Below are 13,975 nucleotides of genomic sequence, written 5' to 3'. Positions count from 1 at the left end.
GGCGGCGACGACCGGGCCTGCCAGCGGCCCGCGTCCTGCCTCGTCGGTGCCCGCAACCGGCCAGTGGCCGGCCTGACGTGCCACAAGTTCCAGACTGAAATCCGGAACCAGCGGAATGTCTTCGAAAAGCATCGGAGAATCGGGCGACGTGCGAGGTAACATGGCGGCAACCTCGCACGTCGTCCCGACCTCCTGCAACCCCCGGCCAAGCGATTGCGGCGTCGCTATCCACCGAGGGGCGGCGGTGGAACCGGGGTATTTTTCCGACACGGGGGACAGGGCGGGCCGCGTCGGAAATGGGAAATTAAAATCGAACCGGAATAAAGTCCGGTCAGAGCAGCGAGAGCTGGATGCCGCCGCCGTCGGGGCGGAGGAAGATGTCGTCGCGCAGCGGCAGGCCGCGCCGGACCATGCCGAGCCGTTTGGTCGCCATCTCGAAACGGCGGCCGATCTGCCAGGCATAGGGACCGGCGCCCTTCATCCGCTTGCCCCATTCGGCGTCGTAATCCTTGCCGCCGCGCATCGAGCGGACGAGAGACATCACATGCCGGTAGCGGTCCGGGTAGTTCTGCAGCAGCCAGTCGCGGAAGAGGGGGCTCACTTCCAGCGGCAGGCGCAAAAGCACGTAGCTTGCCTCCGTCGCCCCGGCCGCATGGCCGGCGTCCAGGATACGCTCGATCTCATGATCGTTGAGCGCCGGAATGACGGGTGCCACCATGACCGCGGTCGGAATGCCGGCATCGGTCAACGCCTTGATGGCAGTGAGGCGCTTGGGAGGGGTCGAGGCGCGCGGCTCCATAGTGCGGGCAAGCTTGCGGTCGAGTGTGGTGACCGAAATCCCGACCTTCGCGAGCCCCTTGGATGCCATGTCGGCAAGAATGTCGATGTCGCGGGTGATCAGCGCCGACTTGGTGACGATCGCGACGGGATGATTGGCCTTCTGCAGCACTTCGAGGATCTGCCGCATGATCCGCCATTCCCGCTCGATCGGCTGATAGGGGTCGGTATTGGTGCCGATCGCGATCGCCCGCACCTTGTAGTCCGGGCGGCTCAGCTCCCGTTCGAGCAGTTTCGGCACGTCAGGCTTGGCGAACAGCTTCGATTCGAAATCAAGGCCCGGGGAAAGCCCCATGAAACTGTGCGTCGGCCGGGCAAAGCAGTAGATGCAGCCATGCTCGCAGCCGCGATAGGGATTGATCGAGCGGTCGAACGAAAGGTCCGGCGATTCGTTGCGGGTGATCGCGGTGCGCGGCTTTTCCACCTGCACCTCGGTCCTGAACGGTTCGAGCTCCTCCAGCGTCTGCCAGCCGTCGTCGAAGGCCTCGCGGCGCTCCTCCTCGAAACGGCCGCTCGGATTGAGCCCCGCGCCGCGTCCGCGACGCCGGTCGATCTCCACCCGAAGACCGGAGGATTGGACCAACGCATCGGCAATATCGGCCGTATGAGCAGGCGCGAAAGCGTCCTGCCGCAATTGATGCAGCTCGTTCATGGGTTAGCTCCTGAAGGGGAAATCCCCGTTCCTGATGATTAAATTCCTAGCGCTGAAATGAGAACATTGCAAGAACAAAATTCGCGGCCCGCGTTTCTGGCGTTCCGTGTTGCTATGCGTTACATGTCAGGAATGCTGACTGTCATCATGGAATGCCGCGATCAGGAATCCGAGCTGGCGCAGACGCTCTCGGTGCTCGTTCCCGCTGCGGTAGAGGGGCTTGTGAGCGATGTCGTGGTGCTCGATCACGGTTCGCGGGATGGTTCCTCCCGCGTTGCCGATGCGGCCGGCTGCCGTTTTTATGGCCATTGGGATATCAAGGATATTTTGCGCGGCGCCCGGGGAGAATGGTTGTTGCTGGTCGAGCCCGGCTCCCGGCCGCAGGGCGGCTGGATCGATGAGGTGATGGAATATATCGCGCTCAACAAGCAGCCGGCCCGCTTCGCGCCGGCCCGCAATTACCGGCGGCCGTTCTTCAAACGCATCGGTCGTGCCGTACCGCCGCTGGAATACGGCATGTTGCTGCCGAAGCGGCAGGCGATCGCGCTGGCAAAATCGGGAATGAACCTGGAAACGCTGGCGCGCGGCCAGAAGGTGTCGAAGCTTTCGAGCGAGATGATCCCGGCCTGGGTGGCGGCTGCGGTCAGGTAGCGCCTATTTGCCGCCGCGCTTCAGGTGCTCGTCGAGCCGTGGCATGATCTCGATAAAATTGCAGGGCATGTGGCGGTAGTCGAGCTGCGCCTTCAGAATGCCGTCCCACGCATCCTTGCAGGCGCCGGGCGAGCCCGGCAGCACGAAGATGAAGGTGGCGTTCGCCACCCCGCCGGTCGCCCGCGATTGGATCGTCGACGTGCCGATCTTGTCGTAGGAAATCCGGTGGAACACTTCCGAAAAGCCGTCCATGCGCTTTTCGAACAGCGGCTCCAGCGCCTCCGGCGTCACGTCCCGGCCGGTAAAGCCCGTGCCGCCCGTGGTAATCACCACGTCGATATCCGGATCGAGCGTCCATTCCCGCACCTGGCCGGCAATCCGGTCCTTGTCGTCAGGCACGATCGCCCGCGCCTTGAGCTGGTGGCCGGCTTCGGTGATCCGCGCCACCAGCGTATCGCCGGACTTGTCGTCGGCCGCCGTGCGCGTGTCGGAGACGGTCAGCACGGCGATGCCGACGGGGATGAAGGAACGGGTGTCGTCGATCCGGTTCATGGGGTTTTCTCAGGGCTTTGGCCAACGGTTCTCACCGCCTGAAAATACCATTCCGGCTTCTGGCCGTTAAGGTTCTCCATCGCCTTTTCCGCCGCTTCGAAGGAAGGAAATATCCCGAAACAGGTGGCGCCCGAACCGGACATCCGCGTCAGCATCGTGCCTTCCGCGCCGATCAAGCTGGAAATCTGGTCGATTTCGCGCACCAGCGAGCGCGCCGGCGGCTCAAGGTCGTTGCGCAGCATCTTCAGAAAGCTGATCCAGTCGCCGTCGAGCGCGCCGATCGGCGAATTGTCCTTCTGGGTCAGGCGACGGAAGATACCCGGCGTCGAGACCCCGACCAGCGGATTGCCGAGCACCAGCGACAACGAGGGCATGTCGGGAAGGGCAGTCAGCTCTTCGCCTATCCCCCTGGCCATCAGCGGTTCGCCCTTCAGGCACATCGGCACGTCGGCGCCAAGCGAAAGACCAAGCACTGCCAGTTCTTCGGCCGGCAGCCCAACGTTCCAGAAGCGCATCAGGCCACGCAGCGTTGCCGCCGCATCCGCCGAACCGCCACCGATACCGGCTGCAACCGGCAGGTTCTTTTCAAGATGAATGGCAACCGGCGGCGGCGAAACGCCTTTATTCTGCAGCGCCTTGCGCAAGAGATCGCGGGCTTTCAGCACGAGATTGCCATGCTTGCCCTCGACGGATGTCGGCAGCAGCGAAGCGAACCGGCCGGAAAAGGAAAGGCCGTCTGCGTCAGCATCGCTGAAGCTGAGCCGATCCCCCGTGTCGGCAAAGGTCACGATACTTTCGAGCAGGTGATAACCGTCGGCCCGCTGGCCGGTCACGTGCAGGGCAAGATTGATCTTGGCGGGCGCGAGTTCGAAAAGGTTCGCCTCGTCGGCGAACCGGCTGTCGGATGACAAATTGCCCAGAAACATAGGCGTCAGGATTTCTTGTCAGGATTGGCCGGCGCCGGCGGAGCGGGCGCTACGGGTTCGGACGGGCTGCGGTCGGCAGTCGTCGCGTTCGGATCGAGCGGGGGCAGGCCCTTCTCGATCTTCTCCTTGATCTGCTCGCGGTTGATATCCTCGCCTTCCGAGATCAGCGCCCGGTTCCACTGATAGACGGCTTCGAGCTTGCGCCCGACACGCCAGTAGGAATCGCCCAGATGATCGTTGATCGTCGAATCGCCGGCGCGCAGCTGCACGGCACGTTCGAGCTCGGTCACGGCATCGTCGAACTTGCCCATGCGGAAATAGGCCCAGCCGAGCGAATCGACGATGTAGCCGTCATCCGGTCGCGCATCGACGGCCCGCTTGATCATGCCGAGACCCTCGTCGAGGTTCTTGTTCATGTCGACCAGCGAATATCCGAGATAGTTGAGCACCTGCGGCTGTTCAGGGTTGAGCTCGAGCGCCTTACGGAAGCTCGGCTCGGCCTTCTCCCAGTTTTTCAGCCGCTCGTAGGCGATGCCGCGCTGGAAGAAGATGGTCCAGTCGCCCGGCTTCGGCACCGGCCCGATGACCTCGGCCGCCTTGTCGTACGTCTCGGCCATGGTCTTGTAGTCCTTGGCGTCGGAAAGCACGCTGCCGTAGGCGATATAGCTGCGGATGTCCGACGGATCGGATTCGATCAGCGATTTCAGGTGCTGCTTGGCCTCATTCACCTTGCCGGTGTCGGAAAGCGTCACGCCGAGCTGCAGTTCGGAAATGCGGCGCATCGGCGAATCGGCCGGAACGCTCGCATAGAATTTGATGGCGCGATCGGGCTGCTTGAGCTTCTCGGCGATGCCACCGAGCAGGATCAGCGTGTCGGCGCTCTTGGCGTCGAGCGCGTGGGAGATCTGCAGGTAGAGCGAGACCATGTCTTCGGCGCCCTGGCGGTTCAGCGCGCCGCCGATTGAAAACAGCACGCCGGCTGCACCTTCGGCAGCATTGCTCACCTGCTGCTGGGGCTTCTCGCCCTTTTCGATGCTCTGGCGCAGCGCCTTCAGCGGCGCATAATTGGAGACCATGCCGTCACCGACGGAGATCGCGTCGAGCGCCTTCTGCTTGTTGCCGGCAGCCGCTTCAAGACGCGCAAGCGCCATGACGGCGCGCATAAACGTGTCCGGCGCGGTGGCGACGGCTTCCTTGTTGGTGACGGCGGTGTTGAGATGCTGCCGTGCGGTGCCGATATCCCCGGTCACCAGCGCCATGGCGCCGAGATGGTAGTCGGTGAATACCTTGTACCAGGGCGGTCCCTTGAGGTTGTTGATGCTGGCCATCGCCTGCTTGCCCTTGCCGGCGCCGACATCCGCCCAGGCGGAAAGGAGCTGGTGGGTCAGCCGGTCGAGATCGTTCGGCCCCTCATAGGCAAGCACTTTCTTGGCGGTGTCGAACTTCTTGTCACGCAGGGCATCGAGGCCGCGGACGATCTTGGTGATCCGCTCGACGGCATTGTCATCCTTCAGCGCATTGGCCTCGGCGAGACCCTGGTCGAAATCGCCGTTGAGCAGCAGCGAGATCATCAGCCTCTCGCGGATTTCCAGGTTGGCGGGATCGAAAGCCAGCGCCTTGCGGTAAAGCGCGATCGCGGTGTCGTAGTCGTGGTCGACGTCGGCAGTGCGGGCCGCCAGAAAGGCGCCGGAAAACGTCTTCACGTTGCCGGGACCGAATGTCACCGTGTCTTTCACCGCTGGCTTTGCTTCCGCCGTCGCCGCACTGGCCGCCGTCCCGAACATGAGGACGGTTGCGAGCGCCGCGCTGGAGAGCAGAAGAAGGCTGGATTTCCGCCGCATAAAGATGCCTTTCGTAAGAGCATGGCGATTCGGTGAGATACCGCCGCCAATTCCGCCCTATTGATTCACGATAGAATGGCTTTTTTGAAGCAGGTCCGCAAGGAAATCCCCAGCGCCACACGGGGGCGGCGCCGGTCACACCTTCGTCAACGGACGCCGTATGTCAGTTGACGCGCTGGATCGAGAAGTCGATGACTTCGAGAAGAGCGGCCTTGAGCGGCGAGGCGGGAAGCGGCGCCAGCGCATCGCGGGCGATCGTGCCGTAATGCAGGGCGCGGCCAATCGTGTCGTTCAGGGCACCGTATTTGTTGATCAATCCGAGCGCCTTTTCGAGGTTCTCGTCGCTGCTTTCGCCCTTCTCGATCGCCTGGCGCCAGAAGGCGCGCTCGGCCTCGGTGCCGCGGCGATAGGAGAGGATGACGGGCAGCGTGATCTTGCCCTCGCGAAAATCGTCGCCGACATTCTTGCCGAGATCGGCAGCCTTGCCGCCGTAATCGAGCGCATCGTCGACGAGCTGGAAGGCAAGACCGAGGTTCATGCCGTAGGATTTCAGCGCGCCACGGCCGGCCTTGTCGGCATTGGCGATGATCGGCCCGACTTCCGCGGCAGCGGCAAACAGGGCGGCCGTCTTGGCGCGGATGACCGAAAGATAATCGTCCTCGGTCGTCTCCATGTTCTTGGCGACGGACAGCTGCAGCACTTCGCCCTCGGCGATCACAGAGGCTGCGGCAGACAGCACGTCGAGCGCTTCGAGCGAGCCGACATCCACCATCATCCGGAACGCCTGGCCGAGCAGGAAGTCGCCGACGAGCACGCTGGCCTGGTTTCCCCAGATCATCCGGGCGGTCGAGCGCCCGCGGCGCAGATCGCTTTCGTCCACCACGTCGTCGTGGAGCAGCGTTGCGGTGTGCATGAACTCGACGCTGGTCGCGAGCTTCACATGGCCTTCACCCTGGTAGCCGAACAGCGCCGCAGAGGCGAGCGTCAGCATCGGCCGCAGCCGCTTGCCGCCCGACGAGATCAGGTGATTGGCGACTTCCGGGATCATCTGCACGTCGGAGCCGGCCTTAGACAGGATCAAATGATTGACCCGATCCATGTCCGCCTTGGTCAGATCCACCAGCGGTTTGACGGATGCCAGTTTGTTTTTGCCTTCTTCAAGCGGTATGACGACGCCCAATGTCAGGCCTCCCTATCGAAATCTTTCAAACGACAATAGAAAGAGGCTGATAGTGCGGCAAGCGCAAATCGCATCCCGCCGGATATAATGGGGTAACAAACAAGCCATGCTGGAGATCATCCGCACCAACGACATCGTGATCCTGTCGCTGGCCCAGAGTCTGATGAAGGATGCGGGCATCCATTTCATGGTCGCCGACCAGTCGATGAGCGTGCTCGAAGGCTCGCTCGGGCTTTTGGCGCGGCGGCTGATGGTCGACAGCGAGCGAGCCGACGAGGCGCGGCGGATCTTGAAGGATGCGGGGCTGGAAGCGGAGCTGCGGCCTTGATGCCTGTGGATCCTCGGTCTTCAGTTTTTCCGGAGCTTTAGCATTGAGCGTTCTCGCGGATCGCCCCCCTCTGCCCTGCCGGGCATCTCCCCCTCAGGTGGGGAGATCGGCTGGGCGCCTGCTCACCGCTTCAAATTTGACGTCTCATTCTGCGCACCAACGTGCGGCGTATCTTCTCGCGCATTTTTATCTGGCCTCTCTTCCGGCACGCCGTATTTGGAAGGGCGATGATCACGCCGCTTGTGATCTCCCCACCTGTGGGGGAGATGCCCGGCAGGGCAGAGGGGGGCTACCGACTACCAGCGCTCAATGGTGTCGCGAAGGATGACCCCGCCAATCCATACCATCGACGCCTTCCATCGCGGCCGTTTCCACGTCATGCAGCCGAAGGGGGGCGGGCATCGGTCCGGCGTCGATGCGATGCTGCTTGCCTCGCTGGTCGCCGCCGACAAGCCGGTTAATGTTGCCGATCTCGGCTCCGGCGCCGGCGCTGCGGGCCTTGCGGTCGCCTCGCGGCTGGAACGGGCAAATGTTCTGCTGATCGAAAAATCGCCGCTGATGGCCGATTACGCTCGTAAAACTCTGGAGCTTCCCGAAAACGCCTTCCTTGTCGGTCGAGTCGAAGTGCTGGAAGCCGACGTGACGCTCACCGGCAAACCCCGTCTTGCCGCAGGCCTGGTGGATGAGATCCACGACCATGTCATCATGAACCCGCCCTTCAACGATGCCAGCGACCGCAAGACGCCGGATGCCCTGAAGGCCGAGGCGCATGCGATGACGGAAGACCTGTTCGAAGCCTGGATCCGCACCGCCGGCGCGATCATGAAGCCCGGCGGGCAGTTGTCGCTGATCGCCCGGCCGCAATCGATCGCCGAGATCATCGCGGCCTGCGGCAGGCGTTTCGGCGGGCTGGAAATCACCGCCCTTCATCCCCGGCCCGACGAAAGCGCCACGCGCATCCTCGTCACCGCCGTCAAGGGATCGCGCGCCCGGCTGACATTCCGGGCGCCGCTTTTCGTGCATGGCGCGGACGGCCATGCCTTCTCACCGTTCGTGGACGACCTGAACAATGGCCGGGCCGCCTATGCCCGCCTCAGCCCGAAACGAAATCCACGAGCAGCTTGACGTTGAGGCCGGCGATCACGACGGCGATCAGCCAGGCAAGGCCGGAGAGCCAGATCGGCGCCACGAGTTCGCCCATCTTGGCCTTGCTGGCGGTGAACATGACGAGCGGGAAGACCGCGAAGGAAAGCTGCAGGCTGAGCACGACCTGGGTGAGGATCAGCAGCTCGGCCGTGCCCGCATCGCCATACCAGATGGTCACGAACGCGGCCGGGATGATGGCTATCCCCCGCGTGATCAGCCGGCGGATCCATGGCTGCAGCTTCATCTTGAGGAAGCCTTCCATGACGATCTGACCGGCAAGCGTCGCCGTCACCGTCGAATTCAGGCCGCAGCAGAGCAGAGCGATACCAAATAGCGTCGGCGCGATGGCAAGGCCGAGCAGCGGAGCCAGCAGCGAATGGGCTTCGCCGAGCTCGGCTACCTCCGTCCGGCCGGTGCTGTTGAAGGCGGCTGCCGCAAGGATCAGGATCGAGGCATTGATCAAGAGGGCGAAGCAGAGTGCGACGGTGGAGTCGATCGTCGCAAAGGTCAGCGCCTCCTTCTTTTCCGGCAGGGTGTGGCCATAGTTGCGGGTCTGCACGATGCCGGAATGCAGGTAGAGGTTATGCGGCATGACGGTCGCGCCGAGAATGCCGAGTGCCAGATAGAGCATTTCCGGATTGGTGACGATCTCGGTTGTCGGGAAGAAGCCGCGAATGACGCCGCCCCATTGCGGATCGGCGAGGAAGATCTGGACCGCGAAGCACACGGCGATGACGCCGAGCAGGGTGATGATGAAGGCCTCGACCCAGCGGAAACCCATCTTCTGCAGGTAAAGGATGATGAAGACGTCGAGCGCCGTGATCAGTACGCCGAGCTCCAGCGGGATTCCGAAGATCAGGTTGAGACCGATCGCGGTGCCGATCACCTCGGCGATGTCGGTGGCGATGATGGCGATTTCGGCAAGCGCCCAGAGCGGAATGGAAACCCATTTCGGAAACGCGTCGCGGCAGGCTTGCGCCAGATCTCGGCCCGAAGCGATGGCAAGACGGGCACAGAGCGACTGCAGCACGATCGCCATCACGTTGGACAGCAGCGCGACCGCCAGCAGCGCATAACCGAATTTCGAACCGCCGGCGAGCGAGGTCGCCCAGTTGCCGGGGTCCATGTAGCCGACTGCAACCAGGTAACCCGGGCCGGCGAAGGCAGCCATCCGTCGCCACCGAGATCCGGAGCGCGAGATGTTGACGCTTCGATAGACGTCGGAAAGCGATGCTTCCCCCCGTTTGTTCCGCCAGCCGCTGTTCTGCTTTGAACTTAAGACGTCCATCTTCACCCTATCTCCGTTCGTGGGGGAGATAATGCCTTATTGGAATGATAATGCAAGTCATTCGCAACTAGAAAATCAAAATCCTGCTTTCGGGGGCGCAGCCATTGTGTTTGAAATTCCGTCACATACATGCTCTGGCAGAGCCGAACGCGACAGAAGGAAAAGAAATGGCCGGGTTTTTGAAGAGGTTGATGCCGAAACGGTTCCGTAAGAAGGGGCTGACGATTCCCGTCGTCCGGCTTCACGGGGCGATCATGGCCGGCGGCGGCCAGTTCAAGCAGAGCCTCAACCTGGCCGGCGTGGCGCCGATGCTCGACAAGGCCTTCTCGAAGAAAGATGCCCCGGTCGTTGCGATCTCGATCAATTCGCCGGGCGGGTCTCCGGTGCAATCGCGCCTGATCTTCCAGCGCATCCGCTCGCTGGCGGAAGAGAAGGACAAGAAGGTGCTGGTCTTCGTCGAGGATGTCGCGGCCTCGGGCGGCTACATGATCGCGCTTGCGGGCGACGAGATCTTTGCCGATCCGACCTCCATCGTCGGCTCGATCGGTGTCGTTTCCGGCGGGTTCGGCTTTCCGGAACTGCTGCGCAAGATCGGCATCGAGCGCCGCGTCTATACCGCCGGCGAGAACAAGGTGATCCTCGATCCCTTCCAGCCGGAAAAGGAAGGCGACATCGAATACCTGAAGGCGCTGCAGCTCGAAATCCACAAGGTCTTCATCGAGATGGTCAAGATGCGCCGTGGAGAGCGGCTGGCGGACGATGCGACGATCTTTTCCGGCCTGTTCTGGAGCGGGTTGCGTGGCCTCGAACTCGGCCTGATCGACAGCCTCGGCGACATGCGCGAAGTCCTCAAGCGCCGTTACGGCAAAGATACCAGGCTGGAACTGATCGGCAGCGCCCGCACCCTGTTCGGCCGACGCGTGCCCGGCGTCGTTTTCGGGGAGGGTAAGGCGGGAGAAATCGCCGCGGGCGCAGTCACGGGACTTGCGGCGAGCCTGGAAGAAAAGGCAATGTGGAGCCGCTACGGCCTTTGAGGTCGTCAGGATAGCGCGAGAGGGGAAATGGCGCAGCTTTTATTTCTGATCATCGTCATCGGCGGCGGCTGGATGCTCTATAAGAAGTTCATCAAGGACGCCGAAAAACTGTCATCGCGCACCCGCCGCGAAGAAAAGGAACGCCAGACCGGCGCGATCGGCACATTGGAACGAGACCCGGCGACGGGGGAATACAGGGTGAAGCGGGATGAGGAGTAGGCCTCATGCCCGAGGAGAAGAATCCTGCTGTGGCGGAGACCGATGCTGACAAGAAGCGTGCGGCACTGGAAAGGATTCGTGCTTTCAAGTGGAAGTTGCCGGACGGCTGGAAATTCGATCGCGAGGAAGCCAACAGCCGTGATCCGAACAACGATTAAAGCCGTTCCCTCACCCGTGAAATCCAGTCGGACCCTGCGTAACTCACACAGAGGATGAAGACCGTTCGAGTCTCGTCATCGATGGTGAAGCATATGACAGCCTTTTCCGCCGCAGGAATTGCCCGTAATCCTGGCAACAAGTCATCTCGAATCGAGCCCATTTTGGGTAAATCGGCCAGCCGGTAGGTCGCCGTTTCGATTTCCGCCAGCTTGCGGTCCGCGGTGATGCGCCCGGCATATTCTTCGATGAAACTATGAATATCGATGAGGTCTTGTACGGCCGCGGAGTGGTATTCCAGCCGGTAGATCGACATCACTTAGCCTTGTACTTTTCGTCAAGCCGTGCGCGGACGCGATCGAACATATTGTCCTTGTCCATGGATATCCACTGATCCCGCGGCAGCTCTGCTCGGCGGCGGATTTCGTCCTTCATTCCGATCAGCGGGTCCTCATGCGCGGAACTTTCCTCGTCCCGCAGCAAGCTGTCGATGCCGGCTTCCAGCACTTTTTCGACCGAAGGGAACTGGCCGTCCTCAACGAGCTTTTCAGCAAGCCGCAGGGAGCGCTCGGACAAGGTGAAGCTGTTCTTGACGTTCATGGTCTTTCTCCGGAAGAACGGGCGGACCTTAACATGGATCGTGCCGTTTCGGCAGACCCCGCAACCGCTCCAAACGCATAAATCCTTGACCCGCGCCCCTGATGCGTGGCACTCGTCCGCATCCTCGAACCGACACAGATATGGCCATGACCGAGCTGCCCGACCACATGTCTCCGACCCGCTCCTTCCAGGGGCTGATCCTCGCGCTCCAGAATTACTGGGCGGACAAGGGCTGCGCGATCCTGCAGCCCTACGACATGGAAGTCGGTGCCGGTACCTTCCATCCGGCCACCACGCTGCGCGCGCTCGGGCCGAAGCCGTGGAAGGCTGCCTATGTGCAGCCATCGCGTCGTCCGTCCGACGGCCGTTACGGCGAAAACCCCAACCGGCTTCAGCATTATTACCAGTTCCAGGTCATCCTGAAGCCGAACCCGCCGAACCTGCAGGAACTCTATCTCGGCTCGCTTGCGGCAATCGGCCTCGATCCGCTGCTGCATGACGTGCGTTTCGTCGAGGACGACTGGGAAAGCCCGACGCTCGGCGCCTGGGGTCTCGGCTGGGAATGCTGGTGCGACGGCATGGAAGTCTCGCAGTTCACCTACTTCCAGCAGGTCTGCGGCATCGAATGCGCGCCGGTTGCGGGTGAGCTGACCTATGGTCTCGAACGTCTCGCCACCTATCTGCAGGGCGTCGACAGCATCTACGAGCTCAATTTCAACGGCCGCGAAGGCGAGGAAAAGATCTCCTATGGCGACGTCTTCCTGCAGGCCGAGCAAGAATATTCCCGCCATAACTTCGAATTCGCCGATACCGCCATGCTGCACCGGCACTTCGTCGATGCCGAGAAGGAATGCCAGGCGCTGCTCGCGGCCGGCGCTCCGGGAGCGAACGCCAACCAGATGCTGCACAAATGCGTCTTCCCGGCCTATGACCAATGTATCAAGGCGTCTCACGTCTTCAATTTGCTGGATGCCCGCGGCGTGATCTCGGTCACCGAACGCCAGAGCTATATCCTGCGCGTCCGCACGCTGGCGAAAGCCTGCGGCGAGGCCTTCCTGATGACCGATGCCGGTGGTGTGAATTTCGGCAAGGCTGCCTGAGCTCGGATTTTCGTGGATCGGGGTCTGGCCGCGTGTGGCGAACCGTTCAAACGGCTCCCGTCCATTGCGTGCCCAGCTGCCAGACGGGTTTGATTGTCGGATAGGCGCCGGTCGGAAGCTGCCCGGCATAGATCTGCAGAAACCGGCGTGTGCCGGCCGGTGCCGGGGGCTTCATCATGACCCCGTACTGAAAAAACAGCACGGCAAACGCCAGCACATTGGCGGTTCGCACAAGGCACGCCATGGCAATTCCATCCAGATTGTTTTGAGGTGGGGCCGAATCTTTGGAATCGCCCGTTTTCTGTAAGAGAATCTAGGGCATCCGGGCGATCGGAACTTTGCGGTAAGTCAAAAAAATGACCGTGAAAAATAATCGATGACTTCAACCACTTTTTTATACCACACCTCTACTGTCCCATCGCAAGGCCAAGTCGGGAGACTCAGATGTACATTTTGATCGGCATAATTGTTCTCGTCGCACTCTACGTTGTTATGATCTACAACGGCCTCGTCAAAGCCCGCCAGATGGCGGAGGAGGCGTGGTCCGGCATCGACGTTCAGTTGAAGCGTCGCGCCGACCTGATCCCGAACCTGATCGAGACGGTGAAGGGATACGCCGCCCACGAAAAGGGCACGTTCGAGGAAGTCGTCAAGCTGCGCAACCAGGCGCAGGCGGTGCCGGCAGGCGATGTCGCCGGCCGCGCCCAGGCGGAAGGCTTGCTCGGCCAGGCACTCGGCAAGATCATCGCGCTTGCCGAAGCCTATCCAGATCTCAAAGCAAACCAGAACTTCTCCGAACTGCAGGCCTCGCTCGAAACCATCGAAAGCGAGATCCAGATGTCGCGGCGGTACTATAACGGTGCGGCCCGCGACCTGAACGTCAAGGTCGAGAGCTTCCCCAACAACCTGGTCGCCGGTCAGTTCGGTTTCTCGAAGCGCGAATATTTCGAGATCGAGAACGCGGCCGACCGGGCGGTCCCGACCGTCAAGTTCTGAAATCCGTCATTGGACCTTCGTGCCGCAACGGTTTAAGAGCGCGGTCGGCCGCTCGTTGCGGCATTCCATTGGCGTTAAGAGACGAATATCATGGGTAGAGCCAAACTCACCATCCTGCCGCCGGGCAAGCCGCTTTCCGGACGCGCCATGCCGCCGGGTTCCAAGTCGATCACCAACCGCGCGCTGCTTCTGGCGGGCCTCGCCAGCGGCACCAGCCGGTTGACCGGTGCGCTACGGAGCGACGATACGCGCTATATGGCCGATGCATTGCGGGCCATGGGTGTTTCGGTCGACGAACCGGACGAGACCACCTTCGTTGTGACGGGCAGCGGCAAGCTCCTGCCGCCGTCCGCCCCGCTGTTCCTCGGCAATGCCGGCACCGCGACCCGTTTCCTGACCGCAGCCGTCGCTTCGGTCGATGGCACCGTCGTCGTTGATGGCGACGAACACATGCGCAAGCGGCCGATCG

The 13,975-nt window shown here is 62.0% G+C and carries 18 protein-coding genes and 1 pseudogene; 9 read left to right on the top strand and 10 right to left on the bottom strand.

Going from position 1 to position 13,975, the window contains the following annotated elements:
- Both MOV61_RS22305 and MOV61_RS22300 read right to left on the bottom strand, forming a co-directional pair.
- Positions 1-162 (bottom strand): annotated as a pseudogene (locus tag MOV61_RS22305) (ribonuclease HII); the annotation flags it as partial.
- Positions 163-331: 169 nt separating this feature from the next.
- On the bottom strand, positions 332-1,489 hold the full coding sequence (locus tag MOV61_RS22300; RefSeq protein WP_151041147.1) for a PA0069 family radical SAM protein: 1,158 nt from the start codon (positions 1,487-1,489) through the stop codon (positions 332-334).
- Positions 1,490-1,621: 132 nt separating this feature from the next.
- Here MOV61_RS22300 and MOV61_RS22295 point away from each other — a divergent pair, with 132 nt between their 5' ends.
- Positions 1,622-2,140, top strand: coding sequence for a glycosyl transferase (locus MOV61_RS22295; RefSeq protein ID WP_038540379.1), 519 nt, complete (start codon positions 1,622-1,624; stop codon positions 2,138-2,140).
- A gap of 3 nt (positions 2,141-2,143) precedes the next feature.
- On the opposite strand, the gene moaB is transcribed toward MOV61_RS22295, so the two are convergent.
- The 4 genes from moaB to MOV61_RS22275 all read right to left on the bottom strand — a co-directional run bounded on the left by moaB (position 2,144) and on the right by MOV61_RS22275 (position 6,639).
- Positions 2,144-2,692, bottom strand: a complete 549-nt coding sequence (gene moaB, locus MOV61_RS22290; RefSeq protein ID WP_247138135.1) for a molybdenum cofactor biosynthesis protein B — start codon at positions 2,690-2,692, stop codon at positions 2,144-2,146.
- Entirely contained in the window at positions 2,689-3,618 is a 930-nt protein-coding gene (locus tag MOV61_RS22285) for a 4-(cytidine 5'-diphospho)-2-C-methyl-D-erythritol kinase (protein WP_247138134.1), read from the bottom strand. The genes moaB and MOV61_RS22285 overlap by 4 nt, the downstream gene beginning before the upstream one ends.
- A 5-nt stretch (positions 3,619-3,623) precedes the next feature.
- The gene (locus MOV61_RS22280) at positions 3,624-5,459 is read right to left on the bottom strand and encodes a tetratricopeptide repeat protein (protein ID WP_247138133.1); all 1,836 of its coding nucleotides are present in this window, start codon (positions 5,457-5,459) and stop codon (positions 3,624-3,626) included.
- 163 nt (positions 5,460-5,622) lie between these two features.
- Positions 5,623-6,639 carry a polyprenyl synthetase family protein gene (locus MOV61_RS22275; protein WP_247138132.1) on the bottom strand — a complete coding sequence of 339 codons (1,017 nt, stop codon included), beginning with the start codon at positions 6,637-6,639 and terminating at the stop codon, positions 5,623-5,625.
- 106 nt (positions 6,640-6,745) lie between these two features.
- On the opposite strand from MOV61_RS22275, the gene MOV61_RS22270 reads away from it, so the two are divergent.
- Positions 6,746-6,967 (top strand): DUF2007 domain-containing protein, encoded by a 222-nt coding sequence (locus MOV61_RS22270; RefSeq protein WP_038584150.1) that lies wholly within the window; start codon positions 6,746-6,748, stop codon positions 6,965-6,967.
- A gap of 324 nt (positions 6,968-7,291) precedes the next feature.
- A complete protein-coding gene (locus MOV61_RS22265) occupies positions 7,292-8,092 on the top strand; it encodes a tRNA1(Val) (adenine(37)-N6)-methyltransferase (protein ID WP_247138131.1) in 801 nt (266 codons plus the stop codon).
- Here MOV61_RS22265 and MOV61_RS22260 read toward each other — a convergent pair.
- Positions 8,061-9,401 carry an Nramp family divalent metal transporter gene (locus tag MOV61_RS22260; RefSeq protein ID WP_247138130.1) on the bottom strand — a complete coding sequence of 447 codons (1,341 nt, stop codon included), beginning with the start codon at positions 9,399-9,401 and terminating at the stop codon, positions 8,061-8,063. The genes MOV61_RS22265 and MOV61_RS22260 overlap by 32 nt on opposite strands.
- Positions 9,402-9,568: 167 nt before the next feature.
- On the opposite strand from MOV61_RS22260, the gene MOV61_RS22255 reads away from it, so the two are divergent.
- From MOV61_RS22255 to MOV61_RS22245, 3 genes are read left to right on the top strand one after another with little or no spacing between them, the layout of a single operon-like run.
- Positions 9,569-10,435 (top strand): S49 family peptidase, encoded by an 867-nt coding sequence (locus tag MOV61_RS22255; RefSeq protein ID WP_247138129.1) that lies wholly within the window; start codon positions 9,569-9,571, stop codon positions 10,433-10,435.
- Positions 10,436-10,462: 27 nt separating this feature from the next.
- Positions 10,463-10,654 (top strand): hypothetical protein, encoded by a 192-nt coding sequence (locus MOV61_RS22250; RefSeq protein ID WP_247138128.1) that lies wholly within the window; start codon positions 10,463-10,465, stop codon positions 10,652-10,654.
- A gap of 5 nt (positions 10,655-10,659) precedes the next feature.
- Positions 10,660-10,812 (top strand): hypothetical protein, encoded by a 153-nt coding sequence (locus MOV61_RS22245; RefSeq protein WP_247138127.1) that lies wholly within the window; start codon positions 10,660-10,662, stop codon positions 10,810-10,812.
- On the opposite strand, the gene MOV61_RS22240 is transcribed toward MOV61_RS22245, so the two are convergent.
- Positions 10,809-11,126, bottom strand: a complete 318-nt coding sequence (locus tag MOV61_RS22240; RefSeq protein WP_247034482.1) for a type II toxin-antitoxin system RelE/ParE family toxin — start codon at positions 11,124-11,126, stop codon at positions 10,809-10,811. The genes MOV61_RS22245 and MOV61_RS22240 overlap by 4 nt on opposite strands.
- Positions 11,126-11,410: a hypothetical protein gene (locus MOV61_RS22235; RefSeq protein WP_247138126.1), complete on the bottom strand. Its 285-nt coding sequence runs from the start codon at positions 11,408-11,410 to the stop codon at positions 11,126-11,128. The genes MOV61_RS22240 and MOV61_RS22235 overlap by 1 nt, the downstream gene beginning before the upstream one ends.
- A 146-nt stretch (positions 11,411-11,556) precedes the next feature.
- Here MOV61_RS22235 and MOV61_RS22230 point away from each other — a divergent pair, with 146 nt between their 5' ends.
- The gene (locus tag MOV61_RS22230) at positions 11,557-12,510 is read left to right on the top strand and encodes a glycine--tRNA ligase subunit alpha (RefSeq protein ID WP_038548790.1); all 954 of its coding nucleotides are present in this window, start codon (positions 11,557-11,559) and stop codon (positions 12,508-12,510) included.
- A 46-nt stretch (positions 12,511-12,556) separates the two neighbouring features.
- Here the strand turns inward: MOV61_RS22230 and MOV61_RS22225 are convergent, their stop codons facing one another.
- The gene (locus MOV61_RS22225) at positions 12,557-12,754 is read right to left on the bottom strand and encodes a hypothetical protein (protein WP_247138125.1); all 198 of its coding nucleotides are present in this window, start codon (positions 12,752-12,754) and stop codon (positions 12,557-12,559) included.
- A 200-nt stretch (positions 12,755-12,954) separates the two neighbouring features.
- Between MOV61_RS22225 and MOV61_RS22220 the strand changes: the two genes are divergently transcribed.
- Positions 12,955-13,506: a LemA family protein gene (locus tag MOV61_RS22220; RefSeq protein ID WP_038540412.1), complete on the top strand. Its 552-nt coding sequence runs from the start codon at positions 12,955-12,957 to the stop codon at positions 13,504-13,506.
- 87 nt (positions 13,507-13,593) lie between these two features.
- Positions 13,594-13,975, top strand: a 382-nt coding sequence (locus tag MOV61_RS22215) for a 3-phosphoshikimate 1-carboxyvinyltransferase (RefSeq protein ID WP_408962414.1), incomplete at its 3' end; no start/stop codon positions are given.

The organism is Neorhizobium sp. BETTINA12A, from assembly GCF_023006485.1.
GTDB lineage: Bacteria > Pseudomonadota > Alphaproteobacteria > Rhizobiales > Rhizobiaceae > Neorhizobium.
The sequence above is the reverse complement of the archived record's forward strand: the minus strand, read 5'-3'. Positions and strand labels throughout refer to the sequence as shown.